This is a genomic window from Streptomyces sp. NPDC006739, assembly GCF_042869815.1.
Taxonomy (GTDB): domain Bacteria; phylum Actinomycetota; class Actinomycetes; order Streptomycetales; family Streptomycetaceae; genus Streptomyces.
In genome coordinates this window covers 111902-128035 of the sequence record NZ_JBIAGM010000010.1, presented here as the reverse complement: position 1 = coordinate 128035, position 16134 = coordinate 111902, and the positions used below count along the sequence as shown (strand labels likewise).

15 protein-coding genes are annotated in these 16134 nt (G+C 71.8%); 9 read left to right on the top strand and 6 right to left on the bottom strand.

Going from position 1 to position 16134, the window contains the following annotated elements:
- Positions 1–51: 51 nt before the first annotated feature.
- The 5 genes from ACFYMM_RS21265 to ACFYMM_RS21245 all read left to right on the top strand — a co-directional run bounded on the left by ACFYMM_RS21265 (position 52) and on the right by ACFYMM_RS21245 (position 5556).
- Positions 52–813 carry a carbohydrate ABC transporter permease gene (locus ACFYMM_RS21265; RefSeq protein ID WP_388389058.1) on the top strand — a complete coding sequence of 254 codons (762 nt, stop codon included), beginning with the start codon at positions 52–54 and terminating at the stop codon, positions 811–813.
- A 38-nt stretch (positions 814–851) separates the two neighbouring features.
- Complete coding sequence (locus ACFYMM_RS21260) at positions 852–2591, top strand: RICIN domain-containing protein (protein ID WP_388388754.1); 1740 nt, start codon at positions 852–854, stop codon at positions 2589–2591.
- A gap of 105 nt (positions 2592–2696) precedes the next feature.
- Positions 2697–4223: a serine/threonine-protein kinase gene (locus ACFYMM_RS21255; protein ID WP_388388752.1), complete on the top strand. Its 1527-nt coding sequence runs from the start codon at positions 2697–2699 to the stop codon at positions 4221–4223.
- Positions 4224–4264: 41 nt separating this feature from the next.
- Positions 4265–5230 (top strand): pirin family protein, encoded by a 966-nt coding sequence (locus ACFYMM_RS21250; protein ID WP_388388751.1) that lies wholly within the window; start codon positions 4265–4267, stop codon positions 5228–5230.
- Positions 5231–5304: 74 nt separating this feature from the next.
- Positions 5305–5556, top strand: coding sequence for a hypothetical protein (locus ACFYMM_RS21245; protein ID WP_388388749.1), 252 nt, complete (start codon positions 5305–5307; stop codon positions 5554–5556).
- A 97-nt stretch (positions 5557–5653) separates the two neighbouring features.
- Here ACFYMM_RS21245 and ACFYMM_RS21240 read toward each other — a convergent pair whose 3' ends face one another.
- Complete coding sequence (locus ACFYMM_RS21240) at positions 5654–6151, bottom strand: nuclear transport factor 2 family protein (protein ID WP_388388747.1); 498 nt, start codon at positions 6149–6151, stop codon at positions 5654–5656.
- 50 nt (positions 6152–6201) lie between these two features.
- Here ACFYMM_RS21240 and ACFYMM_RS21235 point away from each other — a divergent pair, with 50 nt between their 5' ends.
- A complete protein-coding gene (locus ACFYMM_RS21235; RefSeq protein WP_388388744.1) occupies positions 6202–6768 on the top strand; it encodes a TetR/AcrR family transcriptional regulator in 567 nt (188 codons plus the stop codon).
- Positions 6769–6785: 17 nt separating this feature from the next.
- Here the strand turns inward: ACFYMM_RS21235 and ACFYMM_RS21230 are convergent, their stop codons facing one another.
- The gene (locus ACFYMM_RS21230) at positions 6786–7217 is read right to left on the bottom strand and encodes a VOC family protein (RefSeq protein ID WP_388388742.1); all 432 of its coding nucleotides are present in this window, start codon (positions 7215–7217) and stop codon (positions 6786–6788) included.
- Positions 7218–7310: 93 nt separating this feature from the next.
- Between ACFYMM_RS21230 and ACFYMM_RS21225 the strand changes: the two genes are divergently transcribed.
- Positions 7311–8300, top strand: a complete 990-nt coding sequence (locus ACFYMM_RS21225; protein ID WP_388388740.1) for a helix-turn-helix transcriptional regulator — start codon at positions 7311–7313, stop codon at positions 8298–8300.
- A 97-nt stretch (positions 8301–8397) separates the two neighbouring features.
- On the opposite strand, the gene ACFYMM_RS21220 is transcribed toward ACFYMM_RS21225, so the two are convergent.
- Positions 8398–8751, bottom strand: a complete 354-nt coding sequence (locus tag ACFYMM_RS21220; RefSeq protein ID WP_388388738.1) for a cytochrome C oxidase subunit I — start codon at positions 8749–8751, stop codon at positions 8398–8400.
- A gap of 16 nt (positions 8752–8767) precedes the next feature.
- Entirely contained in the window at positions 8768–10462 is a 1695-nt protein-coding gene (ctaD, locus tag ACFYMM_RS21215; RefSeq protein WP_388388736.1) for a cytochrome c oxidase subunit I, read from the bottom strand.
- A gap of 233 nt (positions 10463–10695) precedes the next feature.
- On the opposite strand from ctaD, the gene ACFYMM_RS21210 reads away from it, so the two are divergent.
- Both ACFYMM_RS21210 and ACFYMM_RS21205 read left to right on the top strand, forming a co-directional pair.
- Positions 10696–11424, top strand: coding sequence for a YqjF family protein (locus ACFYMM_RS21210; protein ID WP_388388734.1), 729 nt, complete (start codon positions 10696–10698; stop codon positions 11422–11424).
- 70 nt (positions 11425–11494) lie between these two features.
- Complete coding sequence (locus tag ACFYMM_RS21205; protein WP_388389055.1) at positions 11495–12115, top strand: hypothetical protein; 621 nt, start codon at positions 11495–11497, stop codon at positions 12113–12115.
- Between the two features lie 70 nt (positions 12116–12185).
- Here ACFYMM_RS21205 and ACFYMM_RS21200 read toward each other — a convergent pair whose 3' ends face one another.
- Both ACFYMM_RS21200 and ACFYMM_RS21195 read right to left on the bottom strand, forming a co-directional pair.
- Positions 12186–14363 (bottom strand): S9 family peptidase, encoded by a 2178-nt coding sequence (locus ACFYMM_RS21200; RefSeq protein ID WP_388388731.1) that lies wholly within the window; start codon positions 14361–14363, stop codon positions 12186–12188.
- Positions 14336–16120 carry an N-acetylglutaminylglutamine amidotransferase gene (locus ACFYMM_RS21195; RefSeq protein ID WP_388388729.1) on the bottom strand — a complete coding sequence of 595 codons (1785 nt, stop codon included), beginning with the start codon at positions 16118–16120 and terminating at the stop codon, positions 14336–14338. Before ACFYMM_RS21195 ends, ACFYMM_RS21200 begins: the two co-directional genes overlap by 28 nt.
- Between the last annotated feature and the right edge of the window lie 14 nt (positions 16121–16134).

The following is a 16134-nucleotide window of genomic DNA, read 5'->3' as shown; positions in this document are numbered from 1 at the left end:
CCCGCCACCGGCCGCCGTCACACCGTCATCGGTCTCCTGCTCACGGCCCTGATGCTGTTCCCGGTGTACTGGATGCTGAACGTGTCCCTCACTCCGCAGCAGGACATGCGCAAGGACCCGCCCGACCTGTTCCCGCTGCACCCCACCTTCGAGGGCTACCGGGCCGTCCTCGACGACCAGTTGCCCTACCTCGGCACCAGCCTGCTCATCGGCCTGGGCACGGTCGCCCTCACCCTCCTGATCGCCGCCCCGGCCGGCTATTCCCTGGCCAGGCTCCGCCCGCGCGGCGGCGGCGCGCTGGGCCTGGCGCTGCTGATCGCCCAGATGGTCCCCGGGATCGTCATGGCGATGGGCTTCTACGGCATCTTCCTCGACCTCGGCCTGCTCAACTCCTGGTGGGGACTGATCGTCGCCGACTCCACCATCGCCGTGCCGTTCGGGGTCATGATCTTCACCGCGTTCATGTCGGGCATCCCCGGCGAGCTGACCGCCGCCGCCCGTATCGACGGCGCGGGGACCTTCCGCACCTTCTGGTCGGTCGTCCTGCCGCTGAGCCGCAACGCCGTCGTCACCGTCTCGCTCTTCAGTTTCCTGTGGGCCTGGTCCGACTTCGTCTTCGCCAACACCCTCGACGGCGGCGGCGACCTGAGGCCGATCACCCTCGGCATCTACAAGTACATCGGCAACAACAACCAGGAATGGAACGCGATCATGGCCACCGCCGTCGTCGCGTCGATCCCCGCAGCGGTCCTGCTGGTTCTCGCCCAGCGCTACGTGGCCGCGGGTGTCACCGCGGGCGCCGTGAAGGACTGATCCCCCGCCCCCGCCCCTTTTCGAGGAGTCATTCTCCCATGAGCCGCAGACATACAAGCGCCGGCCTGGTCGCCGCCCTCGCGACGACGGCGCTGGTCACCGCCCTGGCGGTGTCCCCCGCCCAGGCGGCCCCCACCGTCTCCACCACCCTCGTCGTCAACGCCGACCAGAGCCTGCGCCCGGTCACCCATGTCGCGACCGGCAGCCTCTACGGCCTGGCCGACGCGAACACGCCCGCCGACAGCCTGGTCGCCCCGCTCAAGCCGAACACCTTCGTCCAGATGGCACCGGGCGGCTCCCAGCTGCCCAACGGTGAGCCCAAGCCTGCCGGTGACGCGCTGGTCGTCGCCGCGAAGGCGGCCCGGGCCGGCGCCAAGGTGGTCGTACGGATGCCGGACTGGTATCCGAACTTCCCCTACAAGTGGGTGAGCTGGAGCGACTGGCTGTCGGCCGTCGACAAGCAGGTCGCCTCCGTGCGGTCCTCCGGCGCCACGAACATCGCCGCCTACGAGCTGTGGAACGAGCCCGAGGGCACCTGGAACACCTCGGCGGCAGGCGCCTTCGACGCCGGCTGGTCGAGGACGTACCACGAGGTCCGGTCCAAGGACGGCACAACCCCCATCCAGGGGCCCAGCTTCGCGACGTACACCGACGCCAAGATGAAGTCGTTCCTCCAGGACGCCATCGCCAACAACGCCGTGCCCGACATCGTCGCCTGGCACGAGCTCCAGAGCAGCGCCGACATCGCCGCACACGTGGCCGACTACCGGGCGCTGGAGACGAGCCTCGGCCTCGCCCACCGCCCGATCGCCATCGAGGAGTACGGCACCCCGAGCCAGATAGGCGTCCCCGGGCCGCTGGTCGGCTACGTCGCCAAGTTCGAGCGGGCGGGCGTGCACGACGCCGAGTTGGCCTTCTGGAACCACTACGGCACCCTCGGCGACACCCTCACCGACACCGGCGGCTCACCGAACGGCTCGTACTGGCTCTACAAGTGGTACGGGGACATGTCCGGCACCATGCTGGTCACCACTCCCCCGGCGCAGACGGGCATCGACGGCGCCGCCTCACTGTCGGGCGACGGCAGGCAGATCAGCGTCATCTTCGGCGGTGGCGCGGGCTCCAGCGCGGTCACCGTCAAGGGCCTGGGCTCGGTGTCGGCACTCAGCGGCAAGGTGCACGTGAAGCTGGAGTACACCCCCTCCAAGGGCCGTACGACCGCGGTGTCCGGCCCGGTCACCGTCTCGGACGCCGACTACACGGTGAGCAACGGCCAGATCACCGTGCCCGTGACGACGAACGCGACCGACGGCTACCACCTGACCGTCACCCCCAGCGGTACCTCCCCCTCGCTGGCCGGCACCTACCGGATCACCAACCGCAACAGCGGCCTCGCCCTGGACACCCAGGGGGCGGGTACGGCCCAGGGCACCCCGGCCGTCCAGGCCGCCTCCGGCACCGGCGCCACCCAGAGCTGGACGCTGACCTCCGCCGGTTCCGGCCTCTACAAGATCACCAACAAGGCGAGCGGGCTGCTGCTGGGCATCGACACCATGAGCACCTCGGACGGCGGCAAGGCCCTGGTCTGGGGCGACAACGGCACCGCCGACCACCTCTGGCAGCTGATCCCGTCCGGCGACGGCTACTACAAGATCGCCAACTACAACAGCGGGCTGCTGCTCGGCGTGGACTCCATGAGCACGGCGTCCGGGGCGCAGGTGCTCCAGTGGGACGACAACGGCACCGCCGACCATCTGTGGAAGCTGTCGGCGGGCTGACCCGCGCGGGGCGGGCGGCGTGAACCGGCACACACCCCGCTCGCCCTCCACCTACCGTCCTCTAAGGTGACAGGAGGTGGCAAACGATCAGCGGAGGGCAGGGCGGTGTCGGACGAGGGGCGGCTCGTCGCCGGGCGCTACCGGCTCACCGAGCGGATCGGCCGGGGCGGCATGGGCACGGTGTGGCGGGCCGAGGACGAGGTGCTCGCCCGAGTGGTCGCCCTCAAGCAGCTGCACGCCCAACCCCACCTGTCCGACGAGGAACTCGCCACCCGCTACGAGCGCACCCGCCGTGAGGCCCGCAGCGCGGCCCGTGTCGTCCACCCGAACGTGATCGTCGTGCACGACGTGGTGGAGGACGCGGGCCGGCCCTGCATCGTCATGGAGTACGTCCCGGCCGGCACCCTCGCCGACCTGGTCAAGGGCGGCGGTTCGGTGCCGCCGCGGGAGGCCGCCCGGATCGGTCTCGGCATGGTGGCCGCGCTGCGCGCGGCGCACGCCGCCGGTGTCCTGCACCGGGATGTGAAGCCGGGCAACGTACTGCTCGGCGCGGACGGCCGGGTGGTCCTCACCGACTTCGGCATCGCCCTGACGGCCGGCACCTCGACGCTGACCCGGACCGGCGAGATGGTCGGCTCCATCGACTACATGGCACCCGAGCGCATGCGCGGGCAGGCCCCCGGCCCGGCCTCCGACCTGTGGTCCCTGGGCGCGACGCTGTACGAGGCGCTGGAGGGCCGGCCGCCGTTCCGTCGGGACACCGCCATGGAGACCGCGTACTCCGTCGTCACCGACGCGCCGGCGCCGATGCGGCAGGCGGGCCCCCTGGCCGCGCTCGTCGAGGCCCTGCTGTCGAAGGACCCGGAACAGCGCCCCTCGGCCGAGCGGACCGAACAGGAACTGCGGGCCGCGCACACGGACGGAGCGGACGCGAACGGGAACGGGAACGGGAACGTCACGGGGACCCGGCCCAGCGGCTCCGGCCCGGCGACGGAGGCCGTGTCCCCGCCGGCCCCCGGCAGGCGCCGGCGCCCGGGCCGCCGTAAACGCCTCGCCCTCGTCTGCGCCGTACTCGCGCTGGCCGCCGGCGCCACGGCCACCGCGCTGTACGTGACGGACCGCCCGGGCAGGCACACCCCGGCCGCCCGAACCTCCCCCGCCTCCTCCACCACCCCGTCCCTCGCTCCCGTGCCCGACGGCTACCACCGGGTCGGCGACCGCGCCCTCGGCGTCTCCTTCCCCGTCCCCGACGGCTGGAAGGCCGGCAAGGGGACGGGTGACCAGGTGACCTACACCGACCCGACCGGCCTGGCCGAGATCACCATCGGCATGGTCGAGCCCGCCGGGCCCGACCCGACCGGTCACTTCGCGGACATCGAGGCGAACACCAAGGCCAACTACCCGACGTACCGCAGGCTGCGCATGCAGCGGACCACCTTCCGCGGGCAGCCGGCCGCCGTCTGGGAGTTCACCTTCAAGGGGCGCGCCCGCGAGTTCCGCGCCATCGACCTCGGCCACGGCCGGGAGGGCGGCCGGGAGTACGACATCTACCTCTCCGCCCCGAGCGCCCGCTGGGACCAGTACCGCGCGGTCTTCGACGACATCAGGGACGGTTTCGCCACAGCCGGCTGAGCACTCGGCAAGCGGGAGGGCCGAGGGCTAGGTTGGGCGGCATGAGCAACCTTGACCGCGCGCCCGTGCCCAGTGTGTGCGGCGGCCGCGGATTCGTCGTCGCCGAGCCCGTCCGCGAGCTGCTGAGCCCCCGCACCGTGAAACTCGGCGAGTCGACCGAGGTGCGCCGCCTGCTGCCGAACCTCGGCCGGCGCATGATCGGCGCCTGGGCCTTCGTCGACCACTACGGCCCCGACGACATCGCCGACGAGCCGGGCATGCAGGTCCCGCCGCATCCGCACATCGGGCTGCAGACGGTCAGCTGGCTGCACGAGGGCGAGGTGCTGCACCGCGACTCCACCGGCAGCCTGCAGACGATCAGGCCGAGGGAGCTGGGTCTGATGACCTCGGGCCGGGCGATCAGCCACTCCGAGGAGAGTCCGAAGGCGCACGCCCGCTTCCTGCACGGCGCCCAGCTGTGGGTCGCGCTGCCGGACGCGCACCGGCACACCGACCCGAGGTTCGAGCACCACCCCGACCTGCCCGTGGTCACCGCGCCGGGCCTCACGGCGACCGTCGTCCTCGGCGCCCTGGACGGCGCCGCCTCGCCCGGCACCACCTTCACCCCCATCATCGGCGCCGACCTCGCGCTCACCCGGGGCGCCGACCTCCGCCTGCCGCTCGAACCGGACTTCGAGTACGGCGTGCTGGCCATGTCCGGCGAGGTCCAGGTGGACGGGGTGCCCGTACTGCCCGGCTCGATGCTCTACCTCGGCTGCGGCCGCACCGAACTGCCCCTGCGCGCGGAGTCGGACGCGGCGCTGATGCTGCTCGGCGGAGAACCGTTCGAGGAGGAGCTGGTCATGTGGTGGAACTTCGTCGGGCGGTCCCAGGAGGACATCGTCCAGGCGCGGCAGGACTGGATGAGCGGGTCGCGGTTCGGGGAAGTGAAGGGATACGACGGGGATCCGTTGCCCGCGCCGGAACTGCCGGCGGTGCCGCTGAAACCTCGAGGTCGAGTGCGCTGACCGGGTGCGGGGCATCGGGGGCTGCCCTGTGGCGGCGGCGTGACCTGGGTGGATGCCTCGTCGTTGACCCGGCTATGAAGAAGATCACCGCACTCGCCGCGCTCACCCTGGCCGCTCTCGCGCTCGGCACCCCGGCTCACGCCGAGGACAACGGCGGCCTCGGCGGCACCGGCACACGCACCGGCACCACCAGCCACCGGAACTCGCTCTCCGACAATGTCTGCAAGGAGGCACTCGCTGTCGTGCCCTTCGCCCTGCCGTGGACCGGCGACGCGATGACCGAAGCCTGCAACAACCAGGAGCACCTCGACAACGCGTCCGACTGATCCGGGCACGGCGCTCACGGCCCCCTGGGCGTCGGCGGCGCGGACGTCTTCATCGGTATGGTCGAAAACGGCCCTCAGACCTGCGTCCGTGGGGGCGCTACCGGAGCGGGATGCCGGTTCCGTACTCGTCCCTGGGCCGGGGACCGTGAATGCGTCTGTCGGCTTCGGTGATGGCGATGTCGTCGATGCTCGCCTCGCGGCGCCGCATGAGGCCGCGCTCGTCGAACTCCCACAGTTCGTTGCCGTAGCTGCGCCACCACTGGCCGTCCCTGTCGTGCCACTCGTACTGGAAGCGGACGGCGATCCGGTCCTCGTGGAACGCCCAGAGGCTTTTGCGCAGCGCGTAGTCCAGTTCCCGCTCCCACTTCCGCGTCAGGAAGGCGACGATCTCCTCGCGGCCGCTGACGAACGTGTCCCGGTTCCGCCACATCGAGTCCACCGTGTAGGCCAGTGCGACCCGCCGGGGATCGCGGGAGTTCCACGCGTCCTCGGCGGCCTGGACCTTCCGCAGGGCGGTCTCCTGGGTGAACGGCGGGCAAGGCGGGCGATCTTCCGGCACTGCGGTCTCCTGACGTTGAGAACGTGCGTTCCCCATCGGGGAGCCCTAAGATAGGGAACGGTCGTTCTCAACGTCAAGGAGCCCCGATGCCGGCCGCGATCACCGAGGAACAGAACCGCCTGGACCGTGAAGCGCTGCTCGACGCGGCGGAGCGACGCTTCTACGAGCGAGGCATCCAAGCGGTCGGAATGGATGAGGTGCGCGCGGCATCGGCTCTCCCGCTGAAGCGGATCTACCGGTTCTTCCCGGCGAAGGAGGATCTCGTCGTGGCGGTGCTCCGGCGCCGCGACCGACGGTGGAGGGGGGACCTGGCCGCCCGCGTGGAACAGGTGCCGGATCCCCGCGAGCGCGTACTCGCGGTGTTCGACTGGCTTGCCGAGTGGTTCGCACAGCCCGGCTTCCGCGGCTGCGCCTGGGTCAACGCCCACGGCGAACTCGGCCCGTCGTCCGAAGCGGTGCTGGCCGAAGTCCGGTCCCACAAGCGGGCGTTCCACGACCAGATCGCGATGTGGGTCCACGCCACCGGGGTGCCGGTGGCCGAACCGGTCTTCCTCCTCGCCGAAGGAGCCATCGTGACGGCCGGCATCAGTGGCGATCCGGCCCCGGCCCGCCATGCTCGCGCGGCCGTCGCGACGCTGCTCGGGGCACCTTGAGGTCTCCCCGCTTCGCCTCAGGGCTCCCGCGTGAGCGGCTGCGCGGGGCGTCGGTGCGCGAACTTCTCGACGGCCGCCGGGGTGACGGGGGTGAAGAAGTTGACGAGGTTGCCGTCGGGGTCGCGCAGCAGCAGCGATCGGTTGCCCCAGGGCATCGTGACCGGCCCGCTGACGAAGTCGGTGACGAAACCGGTCAGGTTCTGGTGCACGTGGTCCACGTCGTCGACGAGGAACTCGGTGATCACACTGTGGTTGTCCGCCGGGCGGGCGGAACCCGGGGCGAACAGCGGGACGGTGCGGGTGCCGGCGATCGCGAGAGTGGCACCCGCGGTGGTGATTTCGGCGAAGTCTTCGGTGGCCCACGCCGCCCGCGCCCCCGTGGCTCGCTCGTAGAACGCGACGAGGCGCGCCACGTCTCCGGTGATGATGCGGATCGAGACGAAGTCCATGGGAATCTCCTTGGCTGTGCTGTCGGCGTGCACGTCGCAGGTTAGGAGAAATAGAGGACAGAATCGGTCCTGTATTGGCCTTAGGCTGCGGACATGCCTCGACCCACCGGCCGCGTCCTGACCCTCCTCGAACTGCTGCAGTCGGGCGGAACCCGGACGGTGGCCGAACTCGCCGACCGGCTCGGCGTCGAAGGCCGCACCGTACGGCGGTACGTGAACCAGCTGATCGACCTGGACGTGCCCGTGGAATCGGTGCGCGGCCGCTACGGCGGGTACCGGCTCGCCCCCGGTTACCGCTTGCCTCCGCTCATGCTCAGCGACGACGAGGCACTGGCCGTGCTGCTCGGCCTGGTCGCCGGCCGCCGAGCGGGGTTGACGACGACGGACCGCACGGCAAGCGAGACGGCGTCGGCGAAGATTCGGCGGGTGCTGCCCAAGCACGTCGCCCGCCGGCTCGACACACTCCTGGAAGCTCTCGCCTTCACGGACCAGCCCGGCGAGTTCGACACCCCGGACGGCGAGGTCCTGCTCACCATCGCCGATGCGGTGCGCCACCGCCGACCGCTCTCGATCCGCTACACCGACCGCGACGGACGGCGCAGCGAACGCACGCTGCACGCGTACGCGATCGTCGCCCATGCGGGCCGGTGGTACGTCACGGGCGAGGACGCCCGGATCAGCGAGGACCGAACCTTCCGGCTCGATCGCATCGCGGACGCCCGGCCCCTGCCCGGCTCCTTCGAAACGCCCGTGGGTCCCGATCCGGCACAGCGCCTGCTGTCGGCGTTCGCCACGGCCGGGTACCGGTATGAGGTGACCTTGCGGATCCACGGGACCGTCGAGCAGATCCGCGCCCGCCTTCCCGCGAGTGTCGCGAGTCTGGAGGAGGACGCGCCCGTGGCAGGCGAGGACCGGGCGGCCGAGCGCTGGCTGCGCGTCGAACTGCGAGCGGAGCGGCTCGACTGGCTGCCCCCCGTACTCGCCTCCCTGGACCGGCCGTTCGTCATCGAGCGCCCCGACGAACTGCGCGACCTCGTCACCGCGCTCGCCGATCGCCTGACCACCTGCGCCCGCCGAGCCTGACGGCGCGGAACCGATGCCGTCCACCAGGGCCTCGGCCCGGAGCCGAGTTCGGCCGTCGGGCCCCGTCAGGCGCGCGTCGCCTTCTGGAGCCTGCTCGTCAGCGCGTCAGGGACAGTGCGGCGGTGGTCACCGAGGTGAGGCAGGCGCCGACGGCCAGCGTGTACGTCACCCAGCGCAGGCGCAGTGTGCGGTACCGCTGCTCGTACTCGGCGCGCAGCGACCGGCAGCGGGCCGCGATGCGTTCCAGGTCCTGCCGCGCGCGGTGGAGGCTGTCGGTGACGTAGCGCTGCTCGATCTCGTCGCGTTGTGCCGTGGTCAGCCACTCCATGGGCTGCACGAACTCGCGGGCACGCTGTTCCGCCACCGTGATCGTGGCCTGCCACAGGAGGTACCCCTCCACCTCGTTGACGAGCGCGGCTGCCTCGACTTCCTCCCTCGGCAGATCGCTCATCGGTGTCTCCCGTCGGTCACCGCCGGACCGCGTGGGCCTCGTGCTCGGCCATCGCGACCTCGGGGTGGTGCAGGTCGAACGCCGGGGATTCGCTGCGGATCCGCGGCAGGGTGAGGAAGTTGTGCCGCGGCGGCGGGCAGGAGGTCGCCCACTCCAGGGAACGGCCGTAGCCCCACGGGTCGTCGACGCCGACCGGCTTGCCGTACCTGGCGGTCTTCCACACGTTGTAGAGGAACGGCAGCATCGACAGGCCGAGCAGGAACGAGCTGATCGTCGAGATCGTGTTCAGGGCGGTGAAGCCGTCGGCCGCGAGGTAGTCGGCGTATCGGCGCGGCATGCCCTCGGCACCGAGCCAGTGCTGGACCAGGAAGGTGCCGTGGAAGCCGACGAACAGCGTCCAGAAGGTGATCTTGCCGAGGCGCTCGTCGAGCATCTTGCCGGTCATCTTCGGCCACCAGAAGTGGAATCCGGCGAACATCGCGAAGACGACCGTACCGAACACCACGTAGTGGAAGTGCGCCACCACGAAGTACGAGTCCGAGACGTGGAAGTCCATGGGCGGTGAGGCGAGGATGATGCCGGTCAGCCCGCCGAAGAGGAACGTGACGAGAAAGCCCGCCGCCCACAGCATCGGTGTCTCGAAGGACAGCGAGCCCTTCCACATCGTGCCGATCCAGTTGAAGAACTTCACACCGGTCGGCACGGCGATCAGGAACGTCATGAAGGAGAAGAACGGCAGCAGGACGCCGCCGGTGACGAACATGTGGTGCGCCCACACCGTGGCGGACAGGCCGGCGATCGAGATGGTCGCGGCGACCAGGCCCATGTAGCCGAAGATCGGTTTGCGGGAGAACACCGGGATGACCTCGGTGATGATGCCGAAGAACGGCAGGGCGATGATGTACACCTCCGGATGGCCGAAGAACCAGAAGAGGTGCTGCCACAGCAGTGCTCCGCCGTTTGCCGCGTCGTACACGTGGGCGCCGAATTTTCGGTCCGCCTCCAGGGCGAACAGCGCGGCGGCCAGGACCGGGAAGGCGAGCAGGACGAGGACGCCGGTCAGCAGCACGTTCCAGGTGAAGATCGGCATGCGGAACATGGTCATGCCCGGGGCGCGCATGCAGATGATCGTGGTGATGAAGTTGACGGCACCGAGGATGGTGCCGAAGCCGGAGAAGGCCAGACCCATGATCCACATGTCGGCGCCGATGCCCGGCGAGCGGACCGCGTCCGAGAGCGGTGTGTAGGCGAACCAGCCGAAGTCCGCCGCGCCCTGCGGGGTGAGGAAGCCGCCGACGGCGATCGACGAGCCGAACAGGTACAGCCAGTAGGCGAACATGTTCAGCCGCGGGAAGGCGACGTCCGGCGCGCCGATCTGCAGCGGCATGATCCAGTTCGTGAAGCCCGCGAACAACGGCGTCGCGAACATCAGCAGCATGATCGTGCCGTGCATCGTGAACGCCTGGTTGTACTGCTCCTTCGACATGATCTGCAGGCCCGGCCGGGCCAGCTCGGCACGCATCAGCAGCGCCATCACGCCACCCAGCAGGAAGAACCCGAACGACGTGCACAGATACAGCGTGCCGATCGTCTTGTGGTCCGTGGTCGTCAGCCACTTCACCACGACATTGCCGGGCCGCTTGCGCCGGACCGGCAACTCGTTCTCGTACGAGTCCTCGGCCGCCGGCTCGGGACGATTGGTAATAGTCACAGGTCGCGTTTCTCCCGAGGCGCGTCTTACCCGCGCCATGGCGTCAGTGACCGCCATCCTCACGGCTCCGGCCGAGGGGTGAAGCGCCGAGCGTGCCGCCACACGGCCGATCGGGTGGTTGTCCCACACGAGTGGAGCAAACGGTCGGCCGCGGCCCTGCGGAAGGCGCCGGGGACGACCGATCGCTCACCCGGGTACGTTTCCGCCGGCCCGGCGGCGGGGACTCGCCGCGCGTGGTGGCGCACGAGGCGGAGCAGCGTGTACGGCTGCCGGCGTTGCGAGCGGGCCGGCTGACCCAGACGTTCGTCCACTGGTCCTACCCGGCACGGACGGTGCAGGCGCTGCTGCCCGAGCCGCTGGTGGTGGACGAGTTCCGGGGCACCGCCTGGGTGGGGTTCACGCCCTTCGTCATGGCGGACGTACGTCCCGCTCCCCTGCCCGCCTCGCTGCCGGGTGTCCCCACGTTCGCCGAGACCAACCTGCGTACCTGTGTCCGCCGGCCGGACGGGCGGGAGGGGCTGTGGTTCCTGTCCCTGGAGGTCGCCTTCCCGCTGATGCCGGCGGCGCGTGCGATCGGCGCGCCGTACCACTCCGGCACCCTCGGTGTCTCCGGGGGCGGGGACACCGTCTCCTACGCCGGCCGGAGACGGACGGGCGGGGCCTCCTACCGTCTCGTCGTCCGCCCCGGCGCCCCGATCGGACGGCCGACGCGCCGGGACGTGTGGCCGACCTCGCGCTGGCGGGCGTCCACACGTCGGCTCGGCATGCTCTGGGAGACGCCCGTGGAGCACGAACCGTGGCCGCTGGCCGCCGCCACCGTCGAGGTGCTGGAGGAGACACTCACCGCCGCGGCGGGTCTCCCCGCTCCGCCGGGCGAGCCGGTGGTGCACTTCTCGCGAGGAGTCAGGCATGTACGGCTGGGTGCCTCACGGCCCTTCGCGCCGAGGGCCGCTCCCGTCTGAGACGGGGTCCGGGCGCGGCGCCGCAAGGCTGCCCGGTCCGGCTCACCGGTGGCCCGCGCGGCGCCCGGTGCTGTGCTTCGACGGCTGGATCGCGGGCCTGGGCACCTCCTCGGGGACGCGTGTGGTGCTGGGGCACTGGCCCCGGTCGCCGTTCGGCGCGTTCAGCGACGTGATGCTCGAACGCGCCGACGGGGAACGGCTGTTGCTGGCTCCCACCGAGGAGACGGCGGACTTCGTCGCCGGCACCTACGTCTTCGACACCGTGCGCGTCGTCCCGGTGCGGGTCGGCGTCGCGCGGCCGGGCGGCCGGGACGTCACCTGGACCGTCACCGCCGGGTCGCTGCGCCTGTGCTTCGGCACCGGGCGGCGGGGGCCCCTGGGGTACCTGCTGCGTGCCGTGCCCGGCGCGCTGGCCCGCCGTCCGGCGTGGATCGCGCTGACCGACCGGCCCGCGCGGATACTGCTGCCCGGCGTGCGGACCCGCGGCAGTGCCCGTGCGGGCCGCCGCGAGTGGTACGGCGCACGGGACCTGTGGCCCATCCGCGCGGTGTCCGGCTCCTTCGACGGCACCGACCTCGGTGGTCCGGCCGCCGTGCGACCGCCGGTGCGCTTCGGCTTCGGTTCAGTGCCGGGGAGACCCGCGCTCGTCCGGGTCACGACGACGGTGGCACTCGGCCCGGGAAGTGACTGACGGCGCCGGCCGCCGGTCCGGTCCGGCCGGCGACCGCCGTTTCGGCTTCAGGCGTGGCGGTGGCGTTCCTTCACGCCCGGAGGTGGCGTTCCATCCAGTCCGCCGCGGCCCTGCGGAACAGTCGCCGGTTGTCCGCCCGCAGGAAGTCGTGGCCTTCGTCGCGCAGGGTGAGGAGTTCGGCCGGGACGCCTCGTTCGCGGGCGGCCCGCAGGAACTGCTGGGACTCCCCCGGCGGCACGTTGGTGTCGTGCTCGCCGTGCACCGCGAGCACCGGGACCCGCAGGGCGTCGACGCGGCTCATCGGCGACAGGGCCCGCAGCAGGTCGCGGTCCCGCTCGGGGTGGCCGTACTTGTGTGCCGCCGATTCCGCGATCCAGGGTTCCGTACCGGCGAAGAAGGTCAGGAAGTCGGACATGCCGCAGACGGCGACTCCGGTGCGGAACAGATCCGGGTGCCACACGAGCGAGGCGAACGTCAGATAGCCGCCGTACGAGCGCCCCATGACCGCCAGCCGCGTCGGGTCGGCGGGACCTGCCGTCACCGCGTGGGCCGCGCAGTCCGCGACGTCGTCCAGCGCGGCGAAGCGGCCCGCGCCCAGGTCGGCGTCGACGAACGACCGGCCGTGCCCGAGGGAGCCGCGGACATCGGGGGCGAAGACGTCCAGGCCACGCCCGACCAGTTCGTGGTAGAGCGGGTTGAGGACCGGGCGTTCCTGTTCCTCGGGGCCGCCGTGCAGGTGAATCACACAGGGGGCCGGTTCGCCCGGGGGACGCCCCGGCGCCCTGTAGTACCAGCCGCTCAGCGGCAGCCCGTCGCGTGCCGTGAGACGCACGGGAACGGGACGGACGGGCGGGCGGCCGGGCGGGACGGCGTCCTCGTCCTTCGAGGACCACGGGGTGCGGAGCACGGACACGCCTTCGTGGGCCCACCAGATGCCCGGACGGCGCTGCGATCCGGACAGCGCGAGCAGCAGTCGCCCCTCGCCGGCCGGCGTGATGCGGGTGACGACCTCGTGGGGCAGCGGCAGGGGCCTGGCCGGACCGGTGCGGTCCGGGGCCTGTCCGGTGGGGAAGGTCTCGACCACTTCCAGTTCGCAGGCGCCCTGCACGTTCCACGCCAGCGCGGCGGTGCGGCCGTCGTGTGCGAGCGCCAGGAGTTCCAGGTCGCTGCCCTCGCGGTCCGCCGCGACGGACACCCCGCGTGGTCCTCCGTCGTCGAACAGCGCGACCGCGAAGAGTGCCGCGTACTCCCGGTCGGCGTTGCTGCGCAGCCACAGGGTCCGCCCGTCGGGCGAGAACCGCCCGATCCACGGGTCGCCGTCGGCGACCGGCATGTCGAAGGTCGTCGCCGAGTCGGCGGTGCGCCGGACGACCGCCTCCCGCCGTCCGCGCGGCCCCCGCCGCAGCAGCGCGAGCCGGCCGTCGTGGCTGAGGTCGCACACGCGCAGGGTGGCGGCGTGCGTCTCGGTGGTGAGCAGCACCGGCGACGCCAGGGCGTCGGGATCGATCAGGTAGGCCGACAGCCCGCCGTCGGGCCGGACGGCCGGTGCCGCCGCGGCGTCGGCCTGCGTCGCGCTCGTCCCGGGTGCCGCGTCGTAGGGTGCCGGGCCGAGCAGTGTGGCGTGGCCGTCCCGGTCCGCCCAGTCGGCCGCCGGGCGGAGGGCGGGGTGACCGTCGGCGAGGTCGGGGTCGGTCAGGGCGTGCGCGGTGAGGTCCGGGTGGGCGGGGGCGGCCGGTGCCGCGACGGTGACGGCGACGGCCGTGCCGTCGTGCGCCCAGCAGCCCAGGTAGGCGGAACTGGCCGGGTCGGCCCCGGCGAGGAGGCGGCGGCCGGTGCCGTCGGGCCGCACGCACAGCACCCGGGTGTGCTCGCCGCCGCCCGGCGCGGTGGTGTACGCGATCCAGCGGCCGTCCGGCGCCCAGGACACCTCTTTGACGGGATCGGGTGAAGAGTCGAGCAGCCGCACCTGGTCGCTGCCGACCGGCCCGGCCCACAGTTGGGGAAGGCCGCCCCGGTCGCAGATGAAGGCCACCTCGGTGCCGTCGGGATTGGCGGAGGGATACCAGCAGCCGTGCGCGCGCAGCCGGGTCACGGCGTCTCGCGGGCCGCCTGCCTCGGGCAGGGCCACGGGTGCCGGGGCGGCTGTGCGGGCGGTCGCGGGCACGTCCGCCGTCCGGTCGTCCGGAGGCTCCGGGGGGTGCGCGGGGGTCGTGGCGACGGTCACGGGATTCCGTGGGTCTGCAGCCATATCTCCAGCAGTGCCACCTGCCACAGGGCGTTCGCGCCGCGCCTGGTCCGGTGCTCGTCGGGCGCCGCGAGGAGTTCGGCGACGTACGACTCCTGGAACAGTCCGCGTCGCTTCGCCTCGGGTGCCTGGAGCGCCTCGCGCACGCGGCGCAGGACGGGGCCCGCCATGTGCCGGATGGCCGGGACCGGGAAGTAGCCCTTGGGGCGGTCGACGATCTCGCGCGGCAGGAGCTTGCGGCCGGCCTCCTTGAGTACGCCCTTGCCGCCGTCGGCCAGTTTGAGTTCCGGTGGGCAGGCCGCGGCCAGTTCCACCAGTTCGTGGTCGAGGAACGGCACCCGGGCCTCCAGGCCCCAGGCCATGGTCATGTTGTCGACCCGCTTGACCGGGTCGTCGACGAGCATGACGTGCGTGTCCAGCCGCAGGGCCGCGTCCAGCGCGGTCTGTGCCCCCGGCGTGGCCATGTGCTCACGCACGAAGCGGCCCGAGACGTCGTCGTGCGGCAGCAGGTCGGGCCGCAGGATCCGGGCCAGGTCGGCATGCGACCGGTCGGAGTACGTCTGGACGTACCGCTCCGGTTCGTCCTCGCGGGCCACCTCCGCCAGTCGCGGGTACCAGTGGTAGCCGGCGAAGACCTCGTCGGCGCCCTGCCCGCTCTGTACGACCTTCACCTCCTTGGACACCTGCTCGGACAGCAGGTGGAAGGCGACCACGTCATGGCTGATCATCGGCTCGCTCATGGCCTCGACGGCCCCGTCCAGGGCCGCGGACACCCGGTCGGAGGGGACCATCAGCCGGCGGTGGCGGGTGTCGAACTCCCTGGCCACCAGGTCCGAGTACCGGAACTCGTCGCCCTCCTCGCCGCCCTCCGACTCGAAGCCCACGCTGAACGTCATCAGATCGCGCTGCCCCTCGTCCGCGAGCAGGGCGACGATCAGACTGGAGTCCAGGCCGCCGGAGAGCAGGACGCCCACCGGGACGTCGGCGACCATCCGACGGCGTACGGCCGTGCGCAGCCCGTCCAGCACCAGGTCGCGCCATTCGTCCGCGCCCATGTCGGCGTGCTCGGCCCGACGGGTGTACGAAGGCCGCCAGTAGCAGTGGTCGCGCTCTGTGCCGTCCGGTTCGACGACCCGTACGGTGGCCGGCGGGAGCTTGCGCACCCCGTTGAGGACGGTGCGCGGCGCCGCGACCGTGGCGTGCCAGCTCAGGTACTGGTGAAGGGCCACCGGATCGAGTGAGGTGTCCACGTCGCCGGCGGCGAGGAGGGCGGGCAGCGACGAGGCGAACCGCAGCCGGCCGGGGGTCCGGGCGAGGTACAGGGGCTTGATCCCGAGCCGGTCGCGGGCCAGGACGAGCCGTCCGGTCCGGTGCTCGACGAGCGCCAGGGCGAACATGCCGCGGAAGTGCTCGACGCAGGCGGTCCCCCACTCCTGGTAGGCGTTGAGCACCACCTCCGTGTCGGACGTGGACGCGAACCGGTGGCCCAGGGCGCGCAGTTCCTCGCGCAGCTCCTGGTAGTTGTACACGCAGCCGTTGAAGACGCCCGTCACCTCGCCCCGGGCGTCGGTCATCGGCTGTGCTCCCAGGTCGGACAGATCGATGATCTTCAGCCGCCGGTGGCCCAGCGCGACCGCGCCGCGTGTCCAGGTGCCCTGCCCGTCCGGTCCCCGGTCGGCCAGCCGGTCGCTCATTCGCCTGACCGCCCCCAGCTGGGGGCGCCGGCCGTCGAAGCGGATCTCCCCGCTCAGACCGCACATGACATACCTCTCCC